The sequence below is a fragment of the Amycolatopsis sp. cg5 genome, from assembly GCF_041346955.1.
Classification (GTDB): Bacteria; Actinomycetota; Actinomycetes; order Mycobacteriales; family Pseudonocardiaceae; genus Amycolatopsis.
This window is the reverse complement of the sequence record NZ_CP166849.1, coordinates 1,793,487-1,814,493: the sequence shown is the minus strand read 5'-3', so window position 1 is coordinate 1,814,493 and position 21,007 is coordinate 1,793,487. Positions and strand designations below refer to the sequence as shown.

The 21,007-nt window shown below is 69.2% G+C and carries 16 protein-coding genes and 1 pseudogene; 12 read left to right on the top strand and 5 right to left on the bottom strand.

Annotated elements, in window-relative coordinates:
• Nucleotides 1–68: 68 nt before the first annotated feature.
• The 5 genes and pseudogenes from gltB to AB5J62_RS08255 all read left to right on the top strand — a co-directional run bounded on the left by gltB (nucleotide 69) and on the right by AB5J62_RS08255 (nucleotide 9,389).
• Complete coding sequence (gene gltB / locus AB5J62_RS08275; RefSeq protein ID WP_370947544.1) at nucleotides 69–4,592, top strand: glutamate synthase large subunit; 4,524 nt, start codon at nucleotides 69–71, stop codon at nucleotides 4,590–4,592.
• A complete protein-coding gene (locus AB5J62_RS08270) occupies nucleotides 4,585–6,036 on the top strand; it encodes a glutamate synthase subunit beta (protein WP_370947543.1) in 1,452 nt (483 codons plus the stop codon). Before gltB ends, AB5J62_RS08270 begins: the two co-directional genes overlap by 8 nt.
• A 63-nt stretch (nucleotides 6,037–6,099) precedes the next feature.
• Nucleotides 6,100–7,155, top strand: coding sequence for a helix-turn-helix transcriptional regulator (locus AB5J62_RS08265; protein ID WP_370947542.1), 1,056 nt, complete (start codon nucleotides 6,100–6,102; stop codon nucleotides 7,153–7,155).
• A 178-nt stretch (nucleotides 7,156–7,333) separates the two neighbouring features.
• Nucleotides 7,334–8,566, top strand: a pseudogene (locus AB5J62_RS08260) (Gfo/Idh/MocA family protein); the annotation flags it as partial.
• 34 nt (nucleotides 8,567–8,600) lie between these two features.
• Nucleotides 8,601–9,389 carry a DeoR/GlpR family DNA-binding transcription regulator gene (locus AB5J62_RS08255; protein WP_370947541.1) on the top strand — a complete coding sequence of 263 codons (789 nt, stop codon included), beginning with the start codon at nucleotides 8,601–8,603 and terminating at the stop codon, nucleotides 9,387–9,389.
• On the opposite strand, the gene AB5J62_RS08250 is transcribed toward AB5J62_RS08255, so the two are convergent.
• Both AB5J62_RS08250 and AB5J62_RS08245 read right to left on the bottom strand, forming a co-directional pair.
• Complete coding sequence (locus AB5J62_RS08250) at nucleotides 9,379–10,257, bottom strand: ROK family protein (protein WP_370947540.1); 879 nt, start codon at nucleotides 10,255–10,257, stop codon at nucleotides 9,379–9,381. The genes AB5J62_RS08255 and AB5J62_RS08250 overlap by 11 nt on opposite strands.
• Nucleotides 10,258–10,268: 11 nt before the next feature.
• Nucleotides 10,269–11,150 carry an SIS domain-containing protein gene (locus tag AB5J62_RS08245; RefSeq protein WP_370947539.1) on the bottom strand — a complete coding sequence of 294 codons (882 nt, stop codon included), beginning with the start codon at nucleotides 11,148–11,150 and terminating at the stop codon, nucleotides 10,269–10,271.
• A 330-nt stretch (nucleotides 11,151–11,480) separates the two neighbouring features.
• Here AB5J62_RS08245 and AB5J62_RS08240 point away from each other — a divergent pair, with 330 nt between their 5' ends.
• The 3 genes from AB5J62_RS08240 (at nucleotide 11,481) to AB5J62_RS08230 (ending at nucleotide 14,067) form a co-directional block, all read left to right on the top strand.
• Entirely contained in the window at nucleotides 11,481–11,696 is a 216-nt protein-coding gene (locus tag AB5J62_RS08240) for a CbtB domain-containing protein (RefSeq protein WP_370947538.1), read from the top strand.
• Between the two features lie 23 nt (nucleotides 11,697–11,719).
• Complete coding sequence (locus AB5J62_RS08235) at nucleotides 11,720–12,493, top strand: CbtA family protein (RefSeq protein WP_370947537.1); 774 nt, start codon at nucleotides 11,720–11,722, stop codon at nucleotides 12,491–12,493.
• Nucleotides 12,494–12,642: 149 nt separating this feature from the next.
• Nucleotides 12,643–14,067, top strand: coding sequence for a Dyp-type peroxidase (locus AB5J62_RS08230; protein WP_370947536.1), 1,425 nt, complete (start codon nucleotides 12,643–12,645; stop codon nucleotides 14,065–14,067).
• Here AB5J62_RS08230 and AB5J62_RS08225 read toward each other — a convergent pair.
• Complete coding sequence (locus AB5J62_RS08225; protein WP_370947535.1) at nucleotides 14,048–14,857, bottom strand: SDR family NAD(P)-dependent oxidoreductase; 810 nt, start codon at nucleotides 14,855–14,857, stop codon at nucleotides 14,048–14,050. The genes AB5J62_RS08230 and AB5J62_RS08225 overlap by 20 nt on opposite strands.
• Nucleotides 14,858–14,918: 61 nt before the next feature.
• Here AB5J62_RS08225 and AB5J62_RS08220 point away from each other — a divergent pair, with 61 nt between their 5' ends.
• Nucleotides 14,919–15,500 carry a TetR/AcrR family transcriptional regulator gene (locus AB5J62_RS08220; protein ID WP_370947534.1) on the top strand — a complete coding sequence of 194 codons (582 nt, stop codon included), beginning with the start codon at nucleotides 14,919–14,921 and terminating at the stop codon, nucleotides 15,498–15,500.
• Nucleotides 15,501–15,547: 47 nt separating this feature from the next.
• A complete protein-coding gene (locus AB5J62_RS08215) occupies nucleotides 15,548–16,468 on the top strand; it encodes a DUF4190 domain-containing protein (RefSeq protein WP_370947533.1) in 921 nt (306 codons plus the stop codon).
• A 468-nt stretch (nucleotides 16,469–16,936) separates the two neighbouring features.
• Here AB5J62_RS08215 and AB5J62_RS08210 read toward each other — a convergent pair whose 3' ends face one another.
• Entirely contained in the window at nucleotides 16,937–18,409 is a 1,473-nt protein-coding gene (locus AB5J62_RS08210) for a cobyric acid synthase (RefSeq protein WP_370947532.1), read from the bottom strand.
• Nucleotides 18,406–19,329, bottom strand: a complete 924-nt coding sequence (locus AB5J62_RS08205; protein WP_370947531.1) for a cobalamin biosynthesis protein — start codon at nucleotides 19,327–19,329, stop codon at nucleotides 18,406–18,408. The genes AB5J62_RS08210 and AB5J62_RS08205 overlap by 4 nt, the downstream gene beginning before the upstream one ends.
• Nucleotides 19,330–19,366: 37 nt before the next feature.
• Here AB5J62_RS08205 and AB5J62_RS08200 point away from each other — a divergent pair, with 37 nt between their 5' ends.
• Entirely contained in the window at nucleotides 19,367–19,972 is a 606-nt protein-coding gene (locus AB5J62_RS08200; protein WP_370947530.1) for a bifunctional adenosylcobinamide kinase/adenosylcobinamide-phosphate guanylyltransferase, read from the top strand.
• Between the two features lie 14 nt (nucleotides 19,973–19,986).
• Nucleotides 19,987–21,003, top strand: coding sequence for a nicotinate-nucleotide--dimethylbenzimidazole phosphoribosyltransferase (gene cobT / locus AB5J62_RS08195; protein WP_370950208.1), 1,017 nt, complete (start codon nucleotides 19,987–19,989; stop codon nucleotides 21,001–21,003).
• The last annotated feature ends 4 nt before the right edge of the window (nucleotides 21,004–21,007 follow it).

The window sequence follows — 21,007 nt, the reverse complement described above, 5'->3', positions numbered from 1 at the left end:
ATTCCGGACCACTTCGTTAACTGGTTCGACTCACCGAATCGCGCAGACGCCTTGGGAGGCGGCCAGCCGTGACCCGCCACGTACCGGAAACCCGCAAGGGCTTGTACGACAGCAAACACGAACACGACGCCTGCGGCGTGGCCTTCGTCGCCGATCTCGCGGGCAGGCGAGATCACGGGATCGTCCGCAAGGCGTTGGTCGCGCTGCGCAACCTCGAACATCGTGGCGCCAGAGGAGCCGAACCGGACACCGGGGACGGCGCGGGCATCCTGATCCAGGTCCCCGACGAGTTCTACCGGGCCGTCGTCGACTTCGAGCTGCCCGAAGCAGGCGCGTACGCCGTCGGCACGGCTTTCCTGCCGACGAACGAAAAACAGCGCGGCCGCGCCATGTCGACGATCGAGCGGATCGCCGCCGAGGAGCACATGCGCGTGCTCGGCTGGCGTGAACTGCCCGTGCACAGCGAACACTGCGGGCCGACAGCGGCTGAATCGATGCCGCACTTCACCCAGCTGTTCCTGGCCGGGCGTGACGGCGCCAACGGGCTCGAGCTGGAACGCGCCGCCTTCTGTGTGCGCAAGCGCGCCGAGCACGAGCTCGACGGCGACCTCTACTTCCCCAGCCTGTCTTCGCGCACGATCGTCTACAAAGGAATGCTCACCGAGCCTCAGGTCGAGAAGTTCTTCGACGACCTGAGCGACGAGCGGGTCACCAGCGCGATCGGCCTGGTGCACTCCCGCTTCTCCACCAACACGTTCCCGTCGTGGCCGCTCGCGCATCCGTACCGCTATGTGGCGCACAACGGGGAAATCAACACGCTCAAGGGCAACCGCAACTGGATGGACGCCCGCGAGGCGCTGCTCGAGACCGACCTGATCCCCGGTGACCTCAAGCGGATCTACCCGATCATCACGCGCGGCGCGAGCGACTCGGCCTCGTTCGACGAGGTGCTCGAACTGCTGCACCTCGGCGGCCGGTCGCTGCCGCACGCCGTGCTGATGATGATCCCGGAGGCGTGGGAGAACCATCAGGAGATGGACCCCGCGCGCCGCGCGTTCTACGAGTTCCACTCGACGCTCATGGAACCGTGGGACGGGCCCGCGCTCGTCAGTTTCACCGACGGCACCCAGATCGGCGCCGTGCTCGACCGCAACGGCCTGCGGCCCGCCCGTTACTGGGTGACCGAGGACGGCCTCGTGGTGCTCGCCAGTGAGGTCGGCGTGCTCGAACTGGAGCAGTCGACGATCGTCCGCAAGGGACGGCTGGAACCGGGCAAGATGTTCCTCGTCGACACCGCCGAGGGCAGGATCGTCTCCGACGACGAGGTCAAGGACGAGCTCGCCACCGCGCACCCGTACGACGAGTGGATCGACGCCGGGCTGGTGCACCTCGAAGACCTCCCCCGGCGTGACCGTGAGGTCCCGCTGCACGCCGCGCTCGTGCGGCGGCAGCAGGCTTTCGGCTACACCGAGGAAGAACTCGACACCATCCTGGAGCCGATGGCGCGCACCGGCGCGGAGCCGATCGGCTCGATGGGCAACGACTCGCCGCTGGCCTCGATCTCCAGCAGGCCCAGGCTGATCTTCGACTACTTCATCCAGCTTTTCGCACAGGTCACCAATCCCCCGCTGGACGCGATCCGCGAGGAACTGGTCACCGCGCTGGGCGCGCAGATCGGCTCCGAGCCGAACCTGCTGGAGGCAGGAGCGAAGTCGTGCCGCCGGGTGGTGCTGCCGTTCCCGGTGCTCGACAACGACCAGGTCGCCAAGCTGGTCCACATCAACGACGACGGCACGCTGCCGGAGTTCCAGGCCGTCACGGTTCTCGGGCGTTATGACGTCCGAGGCGGCGGCGAAGCGCTTATCAAGCGGCTCAACGAGATCCGCACCGAAGTGTCCGAGGCGATCGAGGACGGCGCGCGGTTCATCGTGCTGTCCGACCGCGGCGTCGACGAGCACCACGCGCCGATCCCATCGCTGCTGCTGACCGGCGCGGTGCACCACCACCTGGTCCGCGAGAAGACCCGCACTCAGGTCGGGCTCATCGTCGAGTCGGGCGACGCCCGCGAGGTGCACCACATCGCGCTGCTCATCGGCTACGGCGTGGCCGCGGTCAACCCGTACATGGCGATGGCTACCGTCGAGGACATGGCCTTCCGCGGCCTGATCCCCGGCGTCACCCAGGTCGAGGCGACGCAGAACCTCATCAAGGCGCTCGGCAAGGGTGTCCGCAAGACGATGTCGAAGATGGGCGTCTCGACCGTCGCGTCCTACGCGGGCGCGCAGATCTTCGAGGCCGTCGGGCTCGGTGAGGAGATCATCGAGAACTGTTTCACCGGAACGGATTCCAAGCTCGGCGGGGTCGGCTTCGACACCATCGCGCTGGAGGTGGCCGAGCGGCACCGCAAGGCGTTCCCTCCGGACGGCGTGCACGCGAGCCACCGCGAACTGGAGACCGGCTCGGACTACCAGTGGCGCCGTGAGGGTGAGCCGCACCTGTTCAACCCGCAGACGGTGTTCAAGCTGCAGCACTCCACGCGTGCCGGGAAGTACGAGATCTTCAAGGAGTACACCAAGGCGGTCAACGACCAGTCCGAGAAGCTGCTGACGCTGCGCGGGCTGTTCGACTTCAAGTACGGCGAACGGCCGCCGGTGCCGATCGAAGAGGTCGAATCGGTCGAGGAGATCGTCAAGCGGTTCGCCACCGGCGCCATCTCCTACGGCTCGATCTCGATGGAGATGCACCAGACGCTGGCCATCGCGATGAACCAGCTCGGTGGCAAGTCCAACACCGGTGAGGGCGGCGAGGACCCCGAACGCCTCTACGACCCGGAACGGCGCTCGGCGGTCAAGCAGGTCGCGAGCGGCCGGTTCGGCGTGACGAGCGAGTACCTCGTCAACGCCGACGACATCCAGATCAAGATGGCGCAGGGCGCGAAGCCGGGCGAGGGCGGGCAGCTGCCCGGCGCGAAGGTGTACCCGTGGATCGCGAAGACGCGGTACTCGACGCCGGGTGTCGGGCTCATCTCCCCGCCGCCGCACCACGACATCTACTCGATCGAGGACCTCGCCCAGCTCATCCACGACCTCAAGAACGCCAACCCGGCCGCGCGCATCCACGTGAAGCTCGTGTCCGAGGTCGGCGTCGGCACGGTCGCGGCGGGTGTGTCCAAGGCGCACGCGGACGTCGTGCTGATCTCCGGGCACGACGGCGGCACCGGCGCCTCGCCGCTCTCGTCGATCAAGCACGCGGGCGGTCCCTGGGAGCTCGGGCTCGCCGAGACCCAGCAGACGCTGCTCGCGAACCGGTTGCGCGACCGGATCGTCGTGCAGACCGACGGTCAGCTCAAGACCGGCCGTGACGTGATCATCGCCGCGCTGCTCGGCGCGGAGGAGTTCGGTTTCGCGACCGCGCCGCTGGTCGTGTCCGGCTGCATCATGATGCGGGTGTGCCACCTCGACACCTGCCCGGTCGGTGTCGCGACGCAGAACCCGAAGCTGCGCGAGAAGTTCAACGGCAAGGCCGAATACGTGGTGAACTTCTTCAGGTTCATCGCCGAGGAGGTCCGGGAATACCTGGCGGAGCTGGGTTTCCGGTCGCTCGCGGAAGCGGTCGGCCACGCCGAGATGCTCGACAAGCGCAAGGCCGTCGACCACTGGAAGGCGTCGGGTCTCGACCTCTCGCCGATCTTCCACGTGCCCGACATGGCGCCGGCCGGTCGCCGTCATCAGCAGCGCCTGCAGGAGCACGGGCTGGAGAAGGCACTCGACAACACGCTGATCCAGCTCGCCGAGGGCTCGCTGTCCTCCGGTGACAAGGTGCGGCTGGAACTGCCCGTCCGCAACGTCAACCGGACCGTCGGCACCATGCTGGGCTCCGAGCTGACCAAGCGCTGGGGCGGCGAAGGCCTGCCGGACAACACGATCGACGTGACGTTCACCGGCACCGCGGGCCAGTCGTTCGGTGCGTTCGTGCCGAAGGGCATCACGCTGCGGCTCTACGGCGACGGCAACGACTACGTCGGCAAGGGCCTCTCCGGCGGGCGGATCATCGTGCGGCCGCCGCGCGAGACCCGGATCGTCGCCGAAGAGAACATCATCGCGGGCAACGTGATCGGTTACGGCGCGACCAGCGGCGAGATCTTCATCCGCGGCAAGGTCGGCGAGCGGTTCTGCGTGCGCAACTCCGGCGCGCTGGCCGTCGTCGAAGGCGTCGGCGACCACGGCGCCGAGTACATGACCGGCGGCCGCATCGTGGTGCTCGGCGACGTCGGCCGCAACTTCGCGGCCGGCATGTCCGGCGGTATCGCGTACGTGCTCGACCTGCCGAAGCACCGGGTCAACCCGGAGATGGTCGACGTCGACCCGCTCGACGACGAGGACGTCGCATTCCTGCGTGAAGCGGTCGAAAAGCATTACGACGAAACGGAATCCGCGGTCGCTCGGGCACTGCTCGAGGACTGGGAGTCCGGCGTCGCCCGGTTCGGCAAGGTCATGCCGAAGGACTACAAGCGCGTGCTCGCCGCGCAGGCCGAGGCCGAGCGGGACGGACGCGACGTGAACGAGGCGATCATGGAGGCCGCACATGGCTGACCCCAAAGGCTTTCTGACCACCCCGCGTGAGACGCCGAAGAGCCGTCCGGTGGCACTGCGGCTGCTGGACTACCGCGAGGTTTACGAAGGCTTCGCGTCGGACAAGCTGCAGAAGCAGGCCGGGCGCTGCATGGACTGCGGCATCCCGTTCTGTCACCAGGGCTGCCCGCTCGGGAACCTCATCCCCGAGTGGAACACGCTGGTGTGGCGGGAAGACTGGCGTGACGCGGCCGAGCGGCTGCACGCGACCAACAACTTCCCGGAGTTCACCGGCACGCTCTGCCCCGCGCCGTGCGAAACCGCCTGTGTGCTCGGGATCAACGACGACCCGGTGACCATCAAGCGGGTCGAGATCTCGATCATCGACCGCGCCTTCGACGAGGGCTGGGTCGTCCCGCGGCCGCCGACCGCGCAGACCGGCAAGAAGGTCGCGGTGGTCGGCTCCGGCCCGTCCGGGCTCGCCGCCGCGCAGCAGCTGACCCGCGCCGGGCACCAGGTGGTGGTGTTCGAGCGGGCCGACAAGATCGGCGGGCTGCTGCGCTACGGCATCCCCGAGTTCAAGATGGAGAAGCACCGGCTGGACCGGCGGCTCGACCAGATGCGGGCCGAGGGCACGGAGTTCCGCACGAGCGTCGACGTCGGCGTCGACATCACCGCCGAGGAACTGCGCTCGGACTATGACGCCGTGGTGCTCGCCGGCGGCGCGACGGCATGGCGTGACCTGCCCATCGCCGGCCGGGAGTTCGACGGCATCCACCAGGCGATGGAGTTCCTGCCGCCCGCCAACCGGGTGGCGGCGGGCGAGCTGGACGTGTCGCCGATCAACGCCGAAGGCCTCGACGTGGTCGTCATCGGCGGCGGCGACACCGGCGCGGACTGCGTCGGCACCTCACACCGCCAGGGCGCGAAATCGGTGACGCAGCTGGAGATCATGCCCAAGCCGCCGGAATCCCGCTCCGGTGCGCACCCGTGGCCGACCTACCCGATGATCTACCGGGTCTCGTCGGCGCACGAGGAGGGCGGCGAGCGGCTCTACTCGGTCAACACGCAGGAGTTCGCCGCCGACGCGGACGGGCGCGTGCGGGCGCTGAAGCTGGTCGAGGTCAAGCTGACCGACGGCAAGTTCGTGCCCGTCGAAGGCAGCGAGCGCGAGCTGCCCGCTCAGCTCGTGCTGCTCGCGATGGGCTTCGTCGGCCCGCAGCGCGAAGGCCTGCTCGAAGCGCTCGACGTCGAGCTGGACCCGCGCGGGAACGTGGCGCGGGACAAGGCTTTCAAGACGAGCCTGGACAACGTGTTCGTCGCCGGTGACATGGGCCGTGGGCAGTCGCTCATCGTGTGGGCGATCGCCGAGGGCCGCTCGGCGGCGGCGGGCGTCGACGCCTATCTGACCGGGCGGGACGTGCTGCCCGCGCCGATCGCGCCGACGGACCGTCCGCTCACCTGATGCCTGGGGTCGTGAGTGGTACAGCCGGTTCTTACCGGTAATACCACTCACGACCACCGCGCCGTGGGTAAGGTCGCTGGCATGGTCGCCGAACTCGTCTTCACCGCGACCTCACGCGAAGACATCCACGCCAACTTCGTCCACAACTACTTCGGCGCCAGCCACGTGACCGTCTCCATGGAAGACGGCCCCGGCGGCGAGTTCCGCTTCTCGATGCTGAGCGAGCAGGACGCGCCGGTGCGGCTCGTCGAGCTGGCCTCGGTGCCCGCGTTCGACGTGGCAGGCAGGCTGACCGGCGAGAACGACGACTACTCGATCCAGATCGTGCGGCGGGGCGACGGGGTCACCGAGCAGGACGGCGAGCAGGCCAAGTCGGTCAACAACATCGCCGACTTCCGGCTGAAGCGGTACCGGACGCTGCGGCGGCCGGACACGCTGTTCCACATCCTGCTGGTGTCCCGTGCGGAGATGGACCGCGCGGTCGCCCAGCACCTCGGCTACACCCCGCGCACCTCGGTGAGTTTCGACGCCGACCTGCGCACCTCGGATCCCGTCGTCGGCGCCTGGATGAACACGGTCGCCGCGTACGGGGACGCCTGGAAGTCGGGGATGTTCGCGGCGTCGCCGCTGGCGCAGGGACATTTCCAGCAGCTGCTGGTGCATGGGCTGATCGCCGCGCAGCCGCATTCGTTCCACCGGCGGCTCGCCGCGCAGCCGACGGCGTTGCTGGCGGAATCCGTCCGGCGGGCGGCCCAGTTCTGTGAGGACAACGCGCACGAGCCGATCTCGGTCACCGACATGGCCGCCGCCGCGCGCACCAGCGTCCGCGCGCTGCAGAAGGGTTTCCGCGGCCAGTTCGGCATGAGCCCGATGGGGTACCTGCGCCGGGTGCGGCTCAGCCGGGTGCACGACGACCTCGTCGCCATCCGCCGCGGCGCCGCGATGCCCGCCACCGTCACCGAAGTGGCGCTGCGCTGGGGTTTCGTGCATCTCGGGCGGTTCGCGCAGGTGTACCGGGAAGCCTATGGCGAGCCGCCGTCGGTGACCGCGGGACTATCCGGAAAACGTCCCGGTGACCGGACGCAAAACGGATATCTGGGCCGGGGGCAGGCAGGATAGCCTCCAGCCGGGTGCGCGAAAGGGTCTCGCGCGCCGGGAACCAGGAGGAAAGCATGCAGGGCAAGGAAGTGCGCCGCGCCGGTATCGGCAGCGCCGCCTAGCAACCACTGCGCACAAGTGCTCAAAAAACGCCGCTTTCGAGCACTTGTGCGCGCTGCCCTGCTGACTAGACTGACCGTCCATGATGGATGTGCCGTTCGAACCGCGGCCGGTCGCCCGGTTCGGCATCGCCGGGCTCGGCCAGCGTGGCCGTTCGATGGTCCCGCTGTTCCTGGAGATCCCCGGCGCCGAGATCACCGCGCTCTACGACGTCGATCCGGCTTCGGTCGCGGCCACGATCGCGTCGGCGGGGCTGCCCGAGTCTGCCGCGTGCGCCGACTTCGAGCAGCTCTGCGCGCGTGATGACGTCGATTTCGTCTATATCGCGACGCCTTGGGACTCCCACGCGCCGCTCGCGCTGACCGCGATGCGCGCGGGCAAGCACGTCGGCGTCGAGTGCCCGCTGGCAACGTCCATTGAGGACCTTTGGGAGCTGGTCGACACCTCCGAGCAGACCCGGCGGCACTGCATCCAGCTGGAGAACTGCTGCTACGGGCGCAACGAACTCCGGGTGCTCCGGATGGTCCGCGCGGGCTTGTTCGGCGAGACGCTGCACGCCTCGGGCGGCTACCTGCACGACCTGCGTGAGCTTCTGCTGTCCGACAGCTACTACGCGGGCCAGTGGCGGCGCGGCTGGCACACCGACGGCGACGGCGACTCCTACCCGAGCCACGGACTCGGCCCGGTCGCCGGGTATCTCGGCATCCACCGCGGCGACCGGCTCGCCAGGCTGACCTCGATGAGCACCCCGGCGGCCGGGCTGGCCGACTACCGCGACAAGGTGCTCGCGGCGGACGACCCGCGGCGCGCCGAGCGGTATCGGGCGGGCGATGTCACCATGAGCCTGCTCCAGACCGAGCTCGGCAAGGTCGTCCACCTGGTGCACGGGGTGTCCAACCCGCATCCGTACAGCAGGCTGAACCACCTCGCAGGCACGCGCGGGGCGTTCGAGGACTTCCCGCCGCGGATCTACCTCGAACCGGACCGGACGGACCACGAGTGGGGTGACTTCGACCAGTACGCGGGTTACGACCACTGGCTGTGGACGGAGATCGGCCCCGGACCCGGCGGGCACGGCGGGATGGACTTCCTCATGCTCTACCGGCTCACCCAGACACTGCGGCTGGGACTGGTCCCCGACATCGACGTCTACGATTCCGCCGCGTGGAGCGCCCCGTTCGCGCTGTCCGCCGAATCCATCGGACGGGGTGGCGCCGCGGTGGATTTCCCCGACTTCACGCGCGGACGATGGAAGAATCAGCGCGCCGGGCTCGATTCGCCGAATCCGCGCACGGAGCCGCCGCCGCGGTAGTACCTTGTTCAACTCGGACCAAAGGGGCGGAAGCATGGACCGGCACGAGCGGCTCAGCGCGCTACTGGACATGGTGGGCCAGCGCGACAAGATCGACGTCGAGAAGACCGCCGAGGAGCTGGACGTGTCGCCCGCGACCATCCGCCGCGACCTCGACCACCTCGCGGGCCGTCAGCTGCTCACCCGCACGCGCGGCGGCGCCGTCGCCAGCAACGTCGCCTACGACCTCCCGTTGCGCCACAAGGCGGCCAGGCACGCGCCGGAGAAGCAGCGGATCAGCGCGGCGGCGGCCAGGATGATCGAGCGCGGCATGATCGTCGGGCTGAACGGCGGCACGACGACCACCGAGATCGGCCGCGCCATCGCCACCCGCGCCGACTTCAACGACCGGGGCTCGGTCTCACCGGCGCTGACCGTGGTGACCAACGCGCTGAACATCGCGCACGAGCTGGCGGTGCGGCCGAACATCAAGATCGTCACCACCGGCGGGGTCGCGCGGCAGCACTCGTTCGAGCTGACCGGGCCGCTCGCCGAGCTGCTGCTCAACGAGATCACCCTCGACCTGGTGTTCCTCGGCGTCGACGCGTTCGACGTGACCCGCGGCGCCTACGCGCACCACGAGGGCGAGGCCAGCATCAACAAGCTGCTGGCCGAGCGGGCGCGTCAGGTCGTCGTGGTGACCGACAGCTCGAAGCTCGGCGGCCAGGCCTTCGCGCAGATCTGCCCGGCCTCGGCGGTGGACATGCTGATCACCGACGAGGACGCCGACCCCGACGTGATCCGCGAGTTCGAAGAGCAGGGCCTCGAGGTCGTCACGGCTTGAGCAGGTCGAGCGCCAGCAACCCGGCGCCATAACGGCTGGCGTCCGGGCCGAGTTCGGCCAACCGCAGCTCCGGCTTGCGCTGGAACGTGAGGTTCAGCCTGCCGCTCACGGCGTCGAGCAGGTGCTCGCCCGTGGTGAACAGCCCGCCGCCGAGCACGACGACCTCCGGCGCCAGCAGGGTCGTCAAGATCCGCAGGCCGCGGGCGAGCCCGTCGACGGCCTCGTCCACCACGACCTTCGCGCGCTCGTCCCCATTCTGCGCCGCGAGTACGACACTTTCGGCGCCGTCCGCCGGTTCGCCGGTCAGTTCGGTGTAGCGCCGCGCGACCGCGGACGCCGAAGCGATCATCTCCATGCAGCCGACCCCGCCGCAGCCGCACTTGAGCTGATTGCCGACGTCGACGTGACCGAGTTCGCCCGCCAGCCCGCCGTTCGAATGCAGCTTGCCGTCCACCAGCAGCGCCGCCGCGATCCCGGTGCCGACGGCGACGAACGCGGCTTCGGCGCAGCCACGGCCGGCGCCGACCCGGAACTCCGCCAGCCCGCCGGAGCGGACGTCGTGGCCGAGCGCGACCGGGAGGCCGAGCCGCTCGGCCAGCAGCGCGCGCAGCGGCACGTCACGCCAGTCGAGATTGGCCGAAAACCGCGCGATACCGGCGTCCTCGTCGACGATCCCCGGCACCACGACGCCGACGGCCGCCGGGTCGTGACCCAGCTCGGCCACCATCCTGGCGACCTGGTCGGCGACCGCGTGCCCGTCCGCGCCCTTGGCGGTGGGTTCGCGGCTGGTCGCCAGTGTCTTGAGGTCGCCGTCCAGCACCGCGGCCTTGATACTCGTCCCGCCGACGTCGAGCGCCGTAATCACCATGGGAGAGATTCTTACCGCAGTACCACCGAGCGAGTCAGGTTCCGTGGGCTGTCGGGGTCCAGACCACGGTCGGTCGCGATCGCCGCGGCGACCAGCTGGGCGCGCACGAGGTCGGCGAGCGGGTCGAGCGCGCTCTCGATGAACAACGCGCCGGTCTTCGCGACGTCCTCGGCCAGTCCGGGCGGCGGCTTGCCGAACATCCAGGTCACCCTGCCCGGCTCGCCGATGCTGATCGGGCCGTGCCGGTACTCCCACGCCGGATAGGACTCGGTCCAGCTCAGCGTGGCCTCGCGGAACTTCAGCGCGGCCTCGTGCGCGAGCCCGATCGTCCAGCCGGTGCCGAGGAAGGTGAACTGGCTCGCCGTGCGTACCCGGTCGGGCACCGGCTCGACGAGCAGCATCTCGGCCTCCGCCGTCGCCTTCGCGAGGTCCTCGCCGGTGTGCGTGCGCAGCAGCGCGAGCGTGGTCGTCGCGAACCTGGTCTGCACCACCGAGCGCTCGTCGCTGAACGAGAGGTCGATGACGGTGTCGGCGCGGTCGCCGATCTCGCGCGGCACCGCGGTGATCACCGTGGTCGGGGTGACCCCGCGCAGCCATTCGAGCAGGTGCAGCACCTCGGTCGTGGTGCCGGAGCGCGAGATGGCGAGCACGTGGTCGTAGCGGCGGCGGCCGGGGAACTCCGACGCGGCGAACGCGTCCGTGTGCCCGAGCCCGGCGGCTTCGCGCAGCGCGGCGTAGCACTCGCCGATGTAGCGGGAGGTCCCGCAGCCGACGACCGCGACGCTGGCGCCCTTGGCGGGCAACCGGTCTCCCGCTGAGTGGATCAGCTTGGCGGCCTGGCGCCAGCACGCGGGCTGGCTTGCGATCTCGTCAGCCATGAACGATCGCGTCATGTGCAAGATTATGCACGGTCAATCGCTTTCTCCGTCAGCTTCACTCAGTCTGCTGGTGGAACAGGAATACCCGAACAGCCCACTTCGGCTTTTCGTCGGAACGTGCCGTAACCACCTTGCAACTGATCGTGCCGAGCTTTATGCGTACCTCACATTGACCGGCCCAGGCCGCCACACCTACCCTCATCCACGCTAGGCGACGGACTCCGGAAGCGGTGAGAACCCGCACGGACGCGCCACTGTGAGCCCGTGAAAGCACGCGGGCGAGTCAGACCCGGGCCCGTCGCATGTTCCCGAAGTGGCCGCGCAAGCCCGAGGAGGCCTTCCCCCATGACGACCCAAGCCGTAGCTCCCGCGTTCCCCGCGGTGCCGATCAGGATCCCGGTCCGCGAGATACTGCCGTGGGCGCTGTTCACCGTGCTGCTCGGCCTGATCGCGGTGTACTTCGTCGGCGCCGAACAGGGCGCGTTCGCGCTGTTCGACAACATGTACATCCACGAGTTCGCTCACGACGGCCGGCACCTGCTGGCCTTCCCCTGCCACTGAGCGCGGGCGGGGACCAACCGAAAATGATGAGGACCCTCCTGGTCCGCGGCATGCTCGCGGGCCTGATCGCCGGTGTGCTCGCGACCTTGTTCGCGTACTTCTTCGGCGAGCCGTCGATCAACGCCGCCATCGGCATCGAAGAAGCCGGTGCCGCCGCGCATTCCCACACGCACGACCCCGCGCCGCCCGCCGCGCACGACCACGGCGCGGCCGCGGAGCCCGAAGAGGAACTGGTGAGCCGCGACGTGCAGAGCACGCTCGGCCTGCTGGTCGCCGTCGGCGTCTACGGCACCGCGATCGGCGGCCTGTTCTCGCTCGCCTTCGCGTTCGTCTACGGGCGCGTGGGCAAGCTGCGGCCGAGACTGACCGCGGCGGCGCTCGGCGCGTTCGCCTTCGCGGTCGTGTTCTTCGTGCCGTTCCTGAAGTATCCGGGCAATCCGCCCGCGGTCGGCAAGGCGGAGACCATCGGTGAGCGGACCGGGCTGTACTTCGGCTTCGTCGCGCTGTCACTGATCGTCGCCGTGCTGGCCGTGGTGCTGCGCGGCAGGCTGACGGCCAAGTTCGGCGCGTGGACGGCCGGGCTGCTCGGCATCGGCGGGTACGTCGTCGTGATGGCGGTCTGCGCCTGGCTGATGCCGATCATCGACGAGGTCGGCGGCGACTTCCCGGCGTCGACGCTGTGGACGTTCCGTGTGTCGTCGATCGGCACCCAGCTGGTGCTGTGGACCGTGCTCGGGCTGACGTTCGGCGCGCTCGCCGAGCGCGTCTTCGCGAAGAAGGCCGTCGCGGTCGCCTGACTTTTCCTTGGGCTCGTGAGTGTTCTCAACGGTTAGAACCGTCGGGAACACTCACGAGCCCTTGTTCGTTGTCGGGCCAGAAGGTGGCGCCGCGGGTCTTAGGGGGATTCGGAGGGCCGGCGTCATCCGACTCTTGAGGGGGACTCAAGATGAGCATCGACCTGTCCGCACCGTTGCGCTGGAAATCAGCGGACGAGACGGTCCGGATTCTCGACGAGCTGCAGCCCAATATAGTCAAGGCACATGTTCGTGATCACCTTTCCATGCTGTTTCTTTCGTTCGAAGACACCGACGAGGCGGCGGTTTTCCTGACCGGGCTCGCCGGGCTGATGAAGTCCGCGAAAGATCATCTGCTGGAAATCGAAGCCTTCAAAAGCGACGGCACCAAGAGTTCGCCTTATGTCGGCGTCGGCCTCACCGCGAGCGGGTACGGGAAACTGGACATCCCCGAGGAGAACCGGCCGGCCGACCGGTCGTTCACCTCGGGCATGAAGTCGGCCGAAATTCGGCGCAAGCTCAACGATCCGCCCAGGTCCGGCTGGGATTCCGCGTTCCGCGACGACATCGACGCGGTGGTGCTGATCGGCGACGCCACGGACGCGGGCATGGCGGCGCGCCGCGGTCAGGTCGAGGATCTGATGCCGGATTCGGTGATCATTCTCGGCGAGGAAACCGGCTTCACGCATGTGAACGCCCAGGGCGATCCGATCGAGCATTTCGGTTATGTCGACGGCCGTAGCCAGCCGTTGTTCCTGCTCGAAGATTACGAAGACGAGCGCGACGAGACAGACGGCGTCGACGAATGGGATCCGCGCTTCGGGCTCGACAGGGTCGTCGTCGCGGACCCGGCGGCGCCGGATCCCGGACTGCATTTCGGGAGCTATTTCGTCTTCCGCAAGCTGGAACAGAACGTGCGCCGGTTCAAGCAGGCGGAACAGGATCTCGCGGACGAGCTCGGTTTCGAAGGCGAAGACCGGGAGCGGGCGGGCGCGTTGATCGTCGGCCGGTTCGAGGACGGCACTCCCGTCACCGATCATCGCGAGGCGGGCGCGCACGGCCCGGTGCCGAACGACTTCAGCTACGACAGCGACGGCGAGGGCCACAAGTGCCCGTTCCACGCGCACATCCGCAAGAGCAATCCGCGTGGTTCCGGCGGTTTCGAGCCGGTCGAAGCCGAACGGCTGCACATCATGGCCCGCCGCGGCCAGACCTACGGCGAACGTCTCGACGACCCGAACGCCGACCTCCCGCCGTCGGCGCGGCCGACCGGCGGTGTCGGGCTGCTGTTCATGGCGTTCAACTCGAACATCGGCGAGCAGTTCGACTTCGTGCAGGCGAACTGGGCCAACGGGGCCGGTTTCCCGCTGGTGCCCGAGGGCGCTTCGAACCCCGGGCGCGATCTGGTGATCGGGCAAGGGCCGCGCACCGACGACCCGACCTACGCGACCGAGTGGGGTTCTGACGTCACCAAGACCGCGGCGCCGTCCCCGCAGGCGGTCACGATGAAGGGCGGCGAGTACTTCTTCATGCCTTCGCTCGCTTTCCTGCGCGGACTCAGCCCGCAGCGCGGCTGACCGCTTCCCATGCGCTCCATTCGCTGATCCGCTGCCGGTGGACGTCGAGAATGACGTCGAAATCGCCGTCACCGAGCAGCAGCCGGCGCGGCGGGGTGTCGCTCGAGGCCAGTTTCAGCATGGCCTCGGCGACCCTCGCCGGGTCGCCGGGCGCGGCGCCTTCGTACTGGGTCATCAGCGCCTCGCGGACGGGCTGGTACTCGGGCATGAAGGTGGACAACTTCATGCTGCGGCCAAGGAAATCCGTCGCGTAGATACGCGGCTCGACGAGTGTCACGGCGATCCCGAACGGCGCGAGCTCCTGCGCGAGCGAGTCGCTCAGGCCTTCCAGCGCGAACTTGCTGGCCGAGTAGAGCCCGAGCGTCGGCACGCCCATCAAACCGGACACGCTCGACATCTGGATGATGTGCCCGGAACCCTGCTCGCGCAGCTGCGGCAGCACGGCCTGAGTCACCCACAGCGCGCCGAAGAAGTTGGTGTCCAGCAACGCACGCGCGTCGGCTTCGCTGACTTCTTCGACGGTGCCCGCGAGCCCGTGGCCCGCGTTGTTGACGACGACGTCGATCCTTCCGAACGCCTCGACGGCCTTCTCGACCGTCTCGAAGACGGCCGCGCGGTCGGTGACGTCCAGCGGCAGCACGACGAGTCTGCCGTCGTGCTCGGCGACGAGATCGTCGAGCGGCTGCCGTGCGGTGCCGATGACCCGGTCCCCGGCGGCGAGCGCGTGCTCGGCGATGAGGCGGCCGAAGCCCCGGCTGATGCCGGTGATGAGCCAGACGCGGTCGTTCATGAGCTTCTCCTTCGCTTGGCGAGACGGTCCGTCTCGTCTCGTTGGTGCTACGATGACACCCATGCCGGAGAACGTCAAGACCCCAGACCCAGCCCGCCGCAGCGAACGATCACGCCAGGCGATCCTCACCGCCGCCACCGAGCTGGTCAGCGAAGTCGGTTACCAGAAGCTGACGATCGAAGGCGTCGCTTCACGCGCAGGCGTCGGCAAGCAGACGATTTACCGCTGGTGGCCTGACAAAGGCGCGGTCGTCCTCGACGCTTATCTGGCTTTGACAAACGCGGACGCGGGTCTTAGCTTTCCGACGTCCGATGACCTCGAAGCCGACTTGAAGATCGTGCTGCAGTCGACCGTCGGCCAGCTGGCGGACGACTCGTTCGCCCGCTTCTACCGCTCGCTCCTCACGGCGATCCAGAACGACGAAAAGCTGTCGCAGCAACTAAATGAGCGCTTGATGGGCCCTTGGCTTGAGGCCACCAAAGAACGTCTGCGCGTGGCAGGCATCGCGGATGTCGACCTGGACGCCGCGGTCGACATGTTCTACGGCTCGTTCTACTACCGCTGGCTTCTGCGCACCGGCCCGCTGACCAGTGAGTACTGCGACTCGGTCATCGCACTCCTGCTCCGGGCCTTGCGTCCGTGACCGGCTAAAATGCTTGCTGGGCCGGGGGACTTCACTGGGGGATTTTCATGACGGACACCACGCATTCGTTCGAAGAGCTGATGCGCGCCGAGCACGAACGCGACCGGCCGAAGTTCAACCGGTTCGCGATCGCCGCGCTCATCGCGGGCCTGCTCGGCGGCATGTTCGCCGCACTGTTGGGGATCATCGCGCTGTCCCAGATCAAGAAGACAGGCCAGCGCGGCAAGGGTTTCGCGATCGCGGGCATCGTCGGGTTCTGCGTCTGGACGGCCGTGCTGGTGACCAACCTCAACGGCTACCGGGACCTGTTCACCAACTTCGGCACCGCCGCCGACCCGAGCCCCGGCGACTGTTTCGTCGTCGAGAACGGCGGAGAGCTTTCCGGGAAGAGCTGCGCCGAGCCACACGACGTGGAGGCGTTCGCGAAACTCGAAACCGGCACGGGCGTCGTCGCCGACCGGTGCGCCGTCGAAGCGAGGAAGTACCTGGATCCGGAGCTGAACCACCCCGGCTTGAAGATCGACGTCGCCAGCGCCCGAAACCAGTCCTACTGCGTCTTCCGCGGCGCAGCCGATCAACTCGCCGCGCCGGTCAGCAAGCTGGGCGAGCCGTACACCGCCGACCAGCGGCGGTTCCTCACCGCGGTCGAGTCCTACGAACGCAACCTCCCGAGGGTCCACAACGTGACCATGGCATGGCCGGACCGGCAGGCCTTCGCCCGGGAAATGGTGCCAGTACTGGCCAAGGAGACCAGCGACCTCAGCTCGGCGAGCTGGCCCGCCGACGTTCAGCCACACGTCACCGCGCTGCTCTCCGGGCTGTCGACCGAAACCCGCGACTGGCAACGGGCTTCCGACGCCACGACCGGCGAAGAGGCGAACGCGGCGCAAGCCGACTACCTGCGCGACAGCACAGCCAAGGACATCCTCGACGTGCGCCGCGCCCTCCACCTCCCCGAGTTCAACTGAGTCGTGAGTGATGCGGCCGGTTCTATTGAGCGGTAGGTCAAGGTGGCGTGTCTGGTGCTCGGCTGCGGCCGAGGTGGCTGTGTGGGAAATGCGTCGTTGAACGACGCAAAACCCGCACGGTCAACCTGCTTGTCCAGTGCCTGAGGGTCGTTGAGGACAGGGTGAGTGCGGTTTGCGGCGTTGGACGCCGCAAACAGCACTCACCCAGGCTCTTGGCCCAGGTATGAGAGGGAGCCTTCATCCACGCTCGGTTCGGGTGAGGGAGGCCCTCACCCGAACCGTACGGGTCAGGGCCTCCCTCACCCGTATATACGGTCGAACTCGGCCCCCACCCCACGGATCCGAGCGAACTAGGCCCTCACCCACGCCCGACCACGACCCTGACACGAGCGAGGCAGCCGAGCAACGAGCTTGACCAACCCGCCCGATCCTCACTACCCGACATTGGGCTAGAACCGTCCGCAACGCTCACGAGCCCTCGGCCCCGGGCGGCACAAACGCGAGCGCGCCGGGGGCGCCGTGCTCGGCAAGGCGTAGCAAGGCGTCGGTGTCGAGGTTCTCCGCGACCGCGTCGGCGAGGCGGTCGAGCATGGACTCACGCAGCGCGCCGAAGCCGGGCGCGCCTTCCGTGGGCGACCAGGCGACACCGGCTTGACCGGCGGCTTCGACAAGCCAAGCCCGCCGGAAGGCGTCGTTCTCGAAAGCGCCGTGCCACATGGTTCCCCAGACGTTCCCTGACCGGAACCCGTCGAGGAAGCCCTCAGCCGGAGCGGTCGGTTCCGCGATCCCGTGGTGGATTTCGTACGCCTCGACCCGATGACCCCGCCAAGCCCCCTGCGGCCGCGCGAGCACCTTCGAGCCCGAAAAGACCACCCGCGTAGGCAAAAGCCCAAGCCCAGGCACAAGCCCGGTCCCGGACTCCAGGTCGTCGAAAATCTCCGAGCCCAGCATCTGGTACCCGCCGCAGATCCCCAGCACCGGCCCAGAACGCCGCAAGACGGCATCGGCGAGCCCACGCTCCCGCAGCCACCGCAGGTCGTCGACGGTCGCGCGAGACCCCGGCAGCACCACGATGTCCGCCGACGCGACCGTGTCCGGATCCGCCGTCAGGCTGACCGAAACGCCCGGCTCCGCCGCCAGCGCGTCGACATCGGTCGCGTTCGAGGCGCGGGGGAACCGGACGACGGCCACCTTCAGCGTGCCCCCCGACGCGCCCCAGCCCGCGGCGGCGAGCGCGTCCTCGGAGTCGATCCACACGTCGTGCAGCCACGGGAGCACGCCGAGCACCGGTCGCCCGGTCAGCCGGTCCAACGTGTCCAGTCCGGGGCGCAGGAGGCTGACGTCACCACGGAACTTGTTGACGATCCAGCCCGAGATCAGCGCCTGGTCCTCGGCGCTGAGCAACGCGAGCGTCCCGAACATCGACGCCATCACGCCGCCGCGGTCGATGTCGCCGACCACGACCACCGGCAGGTCGAACCGGCGCGCCAGGCCCATGTTCACGTAGTCGCCCGCGCGGAGGTTGATCTCGGCGGGGCTGCCGGCGCCTTCGCAGACGACGACGTCGAAGCGGGTGCGCAACGCGGCGAAGGTGTCGAACGCGATCTCGGCCAGGCCCGCGCGGCCGGTCGCGTACTCCCCCACTTCCAGGGTGCCGAACGGTTTGCCGAGCGCGATGACGTGACTGCGTCGATCGCTGCCCGGCTTCAGCAGCACCGGATTCATCGCGGCCTCGGGCTCGACCATCGCCGCGCGGGCCTGGACCCATTGCGCGCGGCCGATCTCGGCGCCGTCGGCGCAGACCATCGAGTTGTTCGACATGTTCTGCGCCTTGAACGGGGCGACGCGCAGGCCCTGGCGGGCGAGCCAGCGGCAGATCCCGGCGGTGACCAGGCTCTTTCCCGCGTCGGACGTGGTGCCGGCGACCAGCAGGCCCCTCATCGGGCGGCCGCCACCGCGACGGCGAGCGCGGCGAGGCCGACCGCTCGCGACAACCGGACCGAGCGCCGCAGGTCGGTGGCGTCCGGGGCGGGCCCGTCGCCGAGTGTGCCCCGGTCCTCGGCGCGGCCGCCGTAGGAGTTGACGCCGCCCAGCCGGATCCCGAGCGCGCCCGCGAACGCCGACTCGACCTGGCCCGCGTTCGGGCTCGGGTGATGCGCGCCGTCGCGCCGCCAGATCCGCCAAGCCCGCCCGGCCGACTTGCCCGCGCACAGGACCGTCAGCACCGCGCCGACCCGCGACGGCACGAGGTTCGCGACGTCGTCGGCGCGCGCGGACGCCCAGCCGAAGTTCTCGTAGCGCGGCGAGCGGTAGCCGACCATGGCGTCGAGCGTGTTCAGCGCGCGGTAGCCGAGCAGCCCGGGTATCCCGGCGACGCCACCCCAGAGCAGCGGCGCGATGACCGCGTCCGAGGTGTTCTCGGCGATGGACTCGGTCGCCGCGCGGGCGAGTTCGGGCGCTTCGAGGCCGGTGGCGTCGCGGGCGCAGAGGTGCGAGAGCCGTCGCCGGGCGGACGGGAGATCGGCGTCGTCGAGAAGATCGGCCATCACCGTGCCCTCGTGGGCGAGGCCCCTGCCACCGAGTACGACCCAGGTGGCCACCGCGGTCGCCACAAACCGGGCGAACGGGCGATTTCGGGTGAAACGCTGGACGAGCACCCCCGCGCCGGTCACGGTGCCGACGCAGATCCCGGCATAGGCCAGGCCCGCACGCCGCGAGTCCGACCAGAGCCGCCGCTCGAGCGCGCCCGCCGCCCGCCCGAAGGCCGCGACAGGATGGGCTGTGCGGGGGTCACCGAAAACGACGTCAGCCGCGTACCCTGCGACAAGTCCGGCCGCTTGTGAAGATCTACAGCGTGGCACGTGGCGAACAGTAGCGTTTACACCAGAATGCGGGGTTATGACCAAGCTGACGCTCCGGCTCGCGGCGCTTTTGGAGACCGCGGCGCGCACCCTGCGCTCCTACGGGCGCGAAGACGGCAAGGTGCTGGTCCTCGGCGGGGTCAGATCGGGCAAGTCACGGCACGCCGAGGACCTGATGACCCGCCACGGCAACGTCGTGTACGTGGCCGCCGGGCTGCCGCCGACCGACGACGACCCCGAATGGGCGGCGCGGGTCGCCGCGCACCGCGCGCGCAGGCCGTCGACCTGGCGGACGGTCGAGACCAGCGACCTCACCTCCGTGCTGCGCAGCGCCCGCAGCCCGCTGCTCATCGACTGCCTCGGCACCTGGCTGAGCCGGGTGCTCGACGAGGTCGGCGCGTGGGAGCAGCGCAAGGGCTGGGAACGCCGTCTCGACGACCGGCTCGAGGACTTCCTCGCCGCGTGGGCGAGCGCCGGCGTGCCGATCGTCGCGGTCAGCAACGAGGTCGGCAGTGGTGTGGTGCCCGCGACGTTCTCCGGCAGGCTTTTCCGTGATGTGCTGGGCACCCTGAACAGCCGCGTGGCCGCCGAATCCGACCGGGTCCGGCTGGTCGTCGCGGGGCGTGCGCTCGACCTGCACTAGGAGCCGACGTGAATCTGGACATCCCGCTTCCTGACGAAACGGCCTACGCGGCCGCCCGCACGAGACTCGACGGGCTGGTCAAACCGCTCGGCGCGCTCGGCAGGCTGGAAGACCTGGCCGCCTGGCTCAGCGCCGCGCACGGCAGCGTGCCGCCGCGCGAGCTGCGTGACGTGCGGGTGGTCGTGTTCGCCGGTGACCACGGGGTCAGCGGCTGCTCGGCGTATCCGCGCGAGGTCACCGCGGCCATGGTGCGCGTGTTCCTGGCAGGCAAGAGCGGGGTCAGCGTGCTCGCCGGGCTCGTCGGCGCGCGCGTGCGCGTGGTGGACATCGCCGTCGACGACGACCTCGAAGGCGTGCCCGCCGAAGTCTTGGCGCACAAGATCCGGCGTGGCTCCGGGTCCATAGACATCGAGGACGCGCTCGCTCCCGGCGAGGCGCTGCGCGCCTTCGAAGCCGGACGGGCGATCGCGGACGAGGAGATCGAAGCGGGCGCGGACCTGCTGATCCCCGGCGACATGGGCATCGGGAACACCGCGGTCGCCGCCGCGCTGGTCGCGGCGCAGCTCGGCGTGCCGGCCGACGAGGTGGTCGGCACGGGGACGGGCATCGACGAGGAAGGCAGGCAGCGCAAGGTCGCGGTGGTTTCGGCCGCCTTGGCCCGCGCCGGTTCGGTCGAGGACCCGTTCGCGCTGCTGACCGCGTTGGGCAGCGCTTGCGCCGCCGCGACCGCCGGTTTCCTCGTGCAGGGCGCCGTTCGCGGCGTTCCCGTACTGCTGGACGGGGTGTTCTCCGGTGCCGCGGCCGTGGTCGCACGCGAGATCGCGCCGGGCGCGGAGCGCTGGTGGCTCGCCGGGCACCGGTCGACCGAGCCGTCGCAAGCGTTCGCCTTGAAGGCACTGGGACTTGAGCCGATCCTCGATCTCGGCCTCCGTCTCGGCGAGGGCAGCGGCGCTGTCCAAGCCGTGCCGACGCTGCGCGCCGCGCGCGCGATCCTGACCGACATGGGCTTGCTCGCCGACTTGGGTTCTTAAGCCT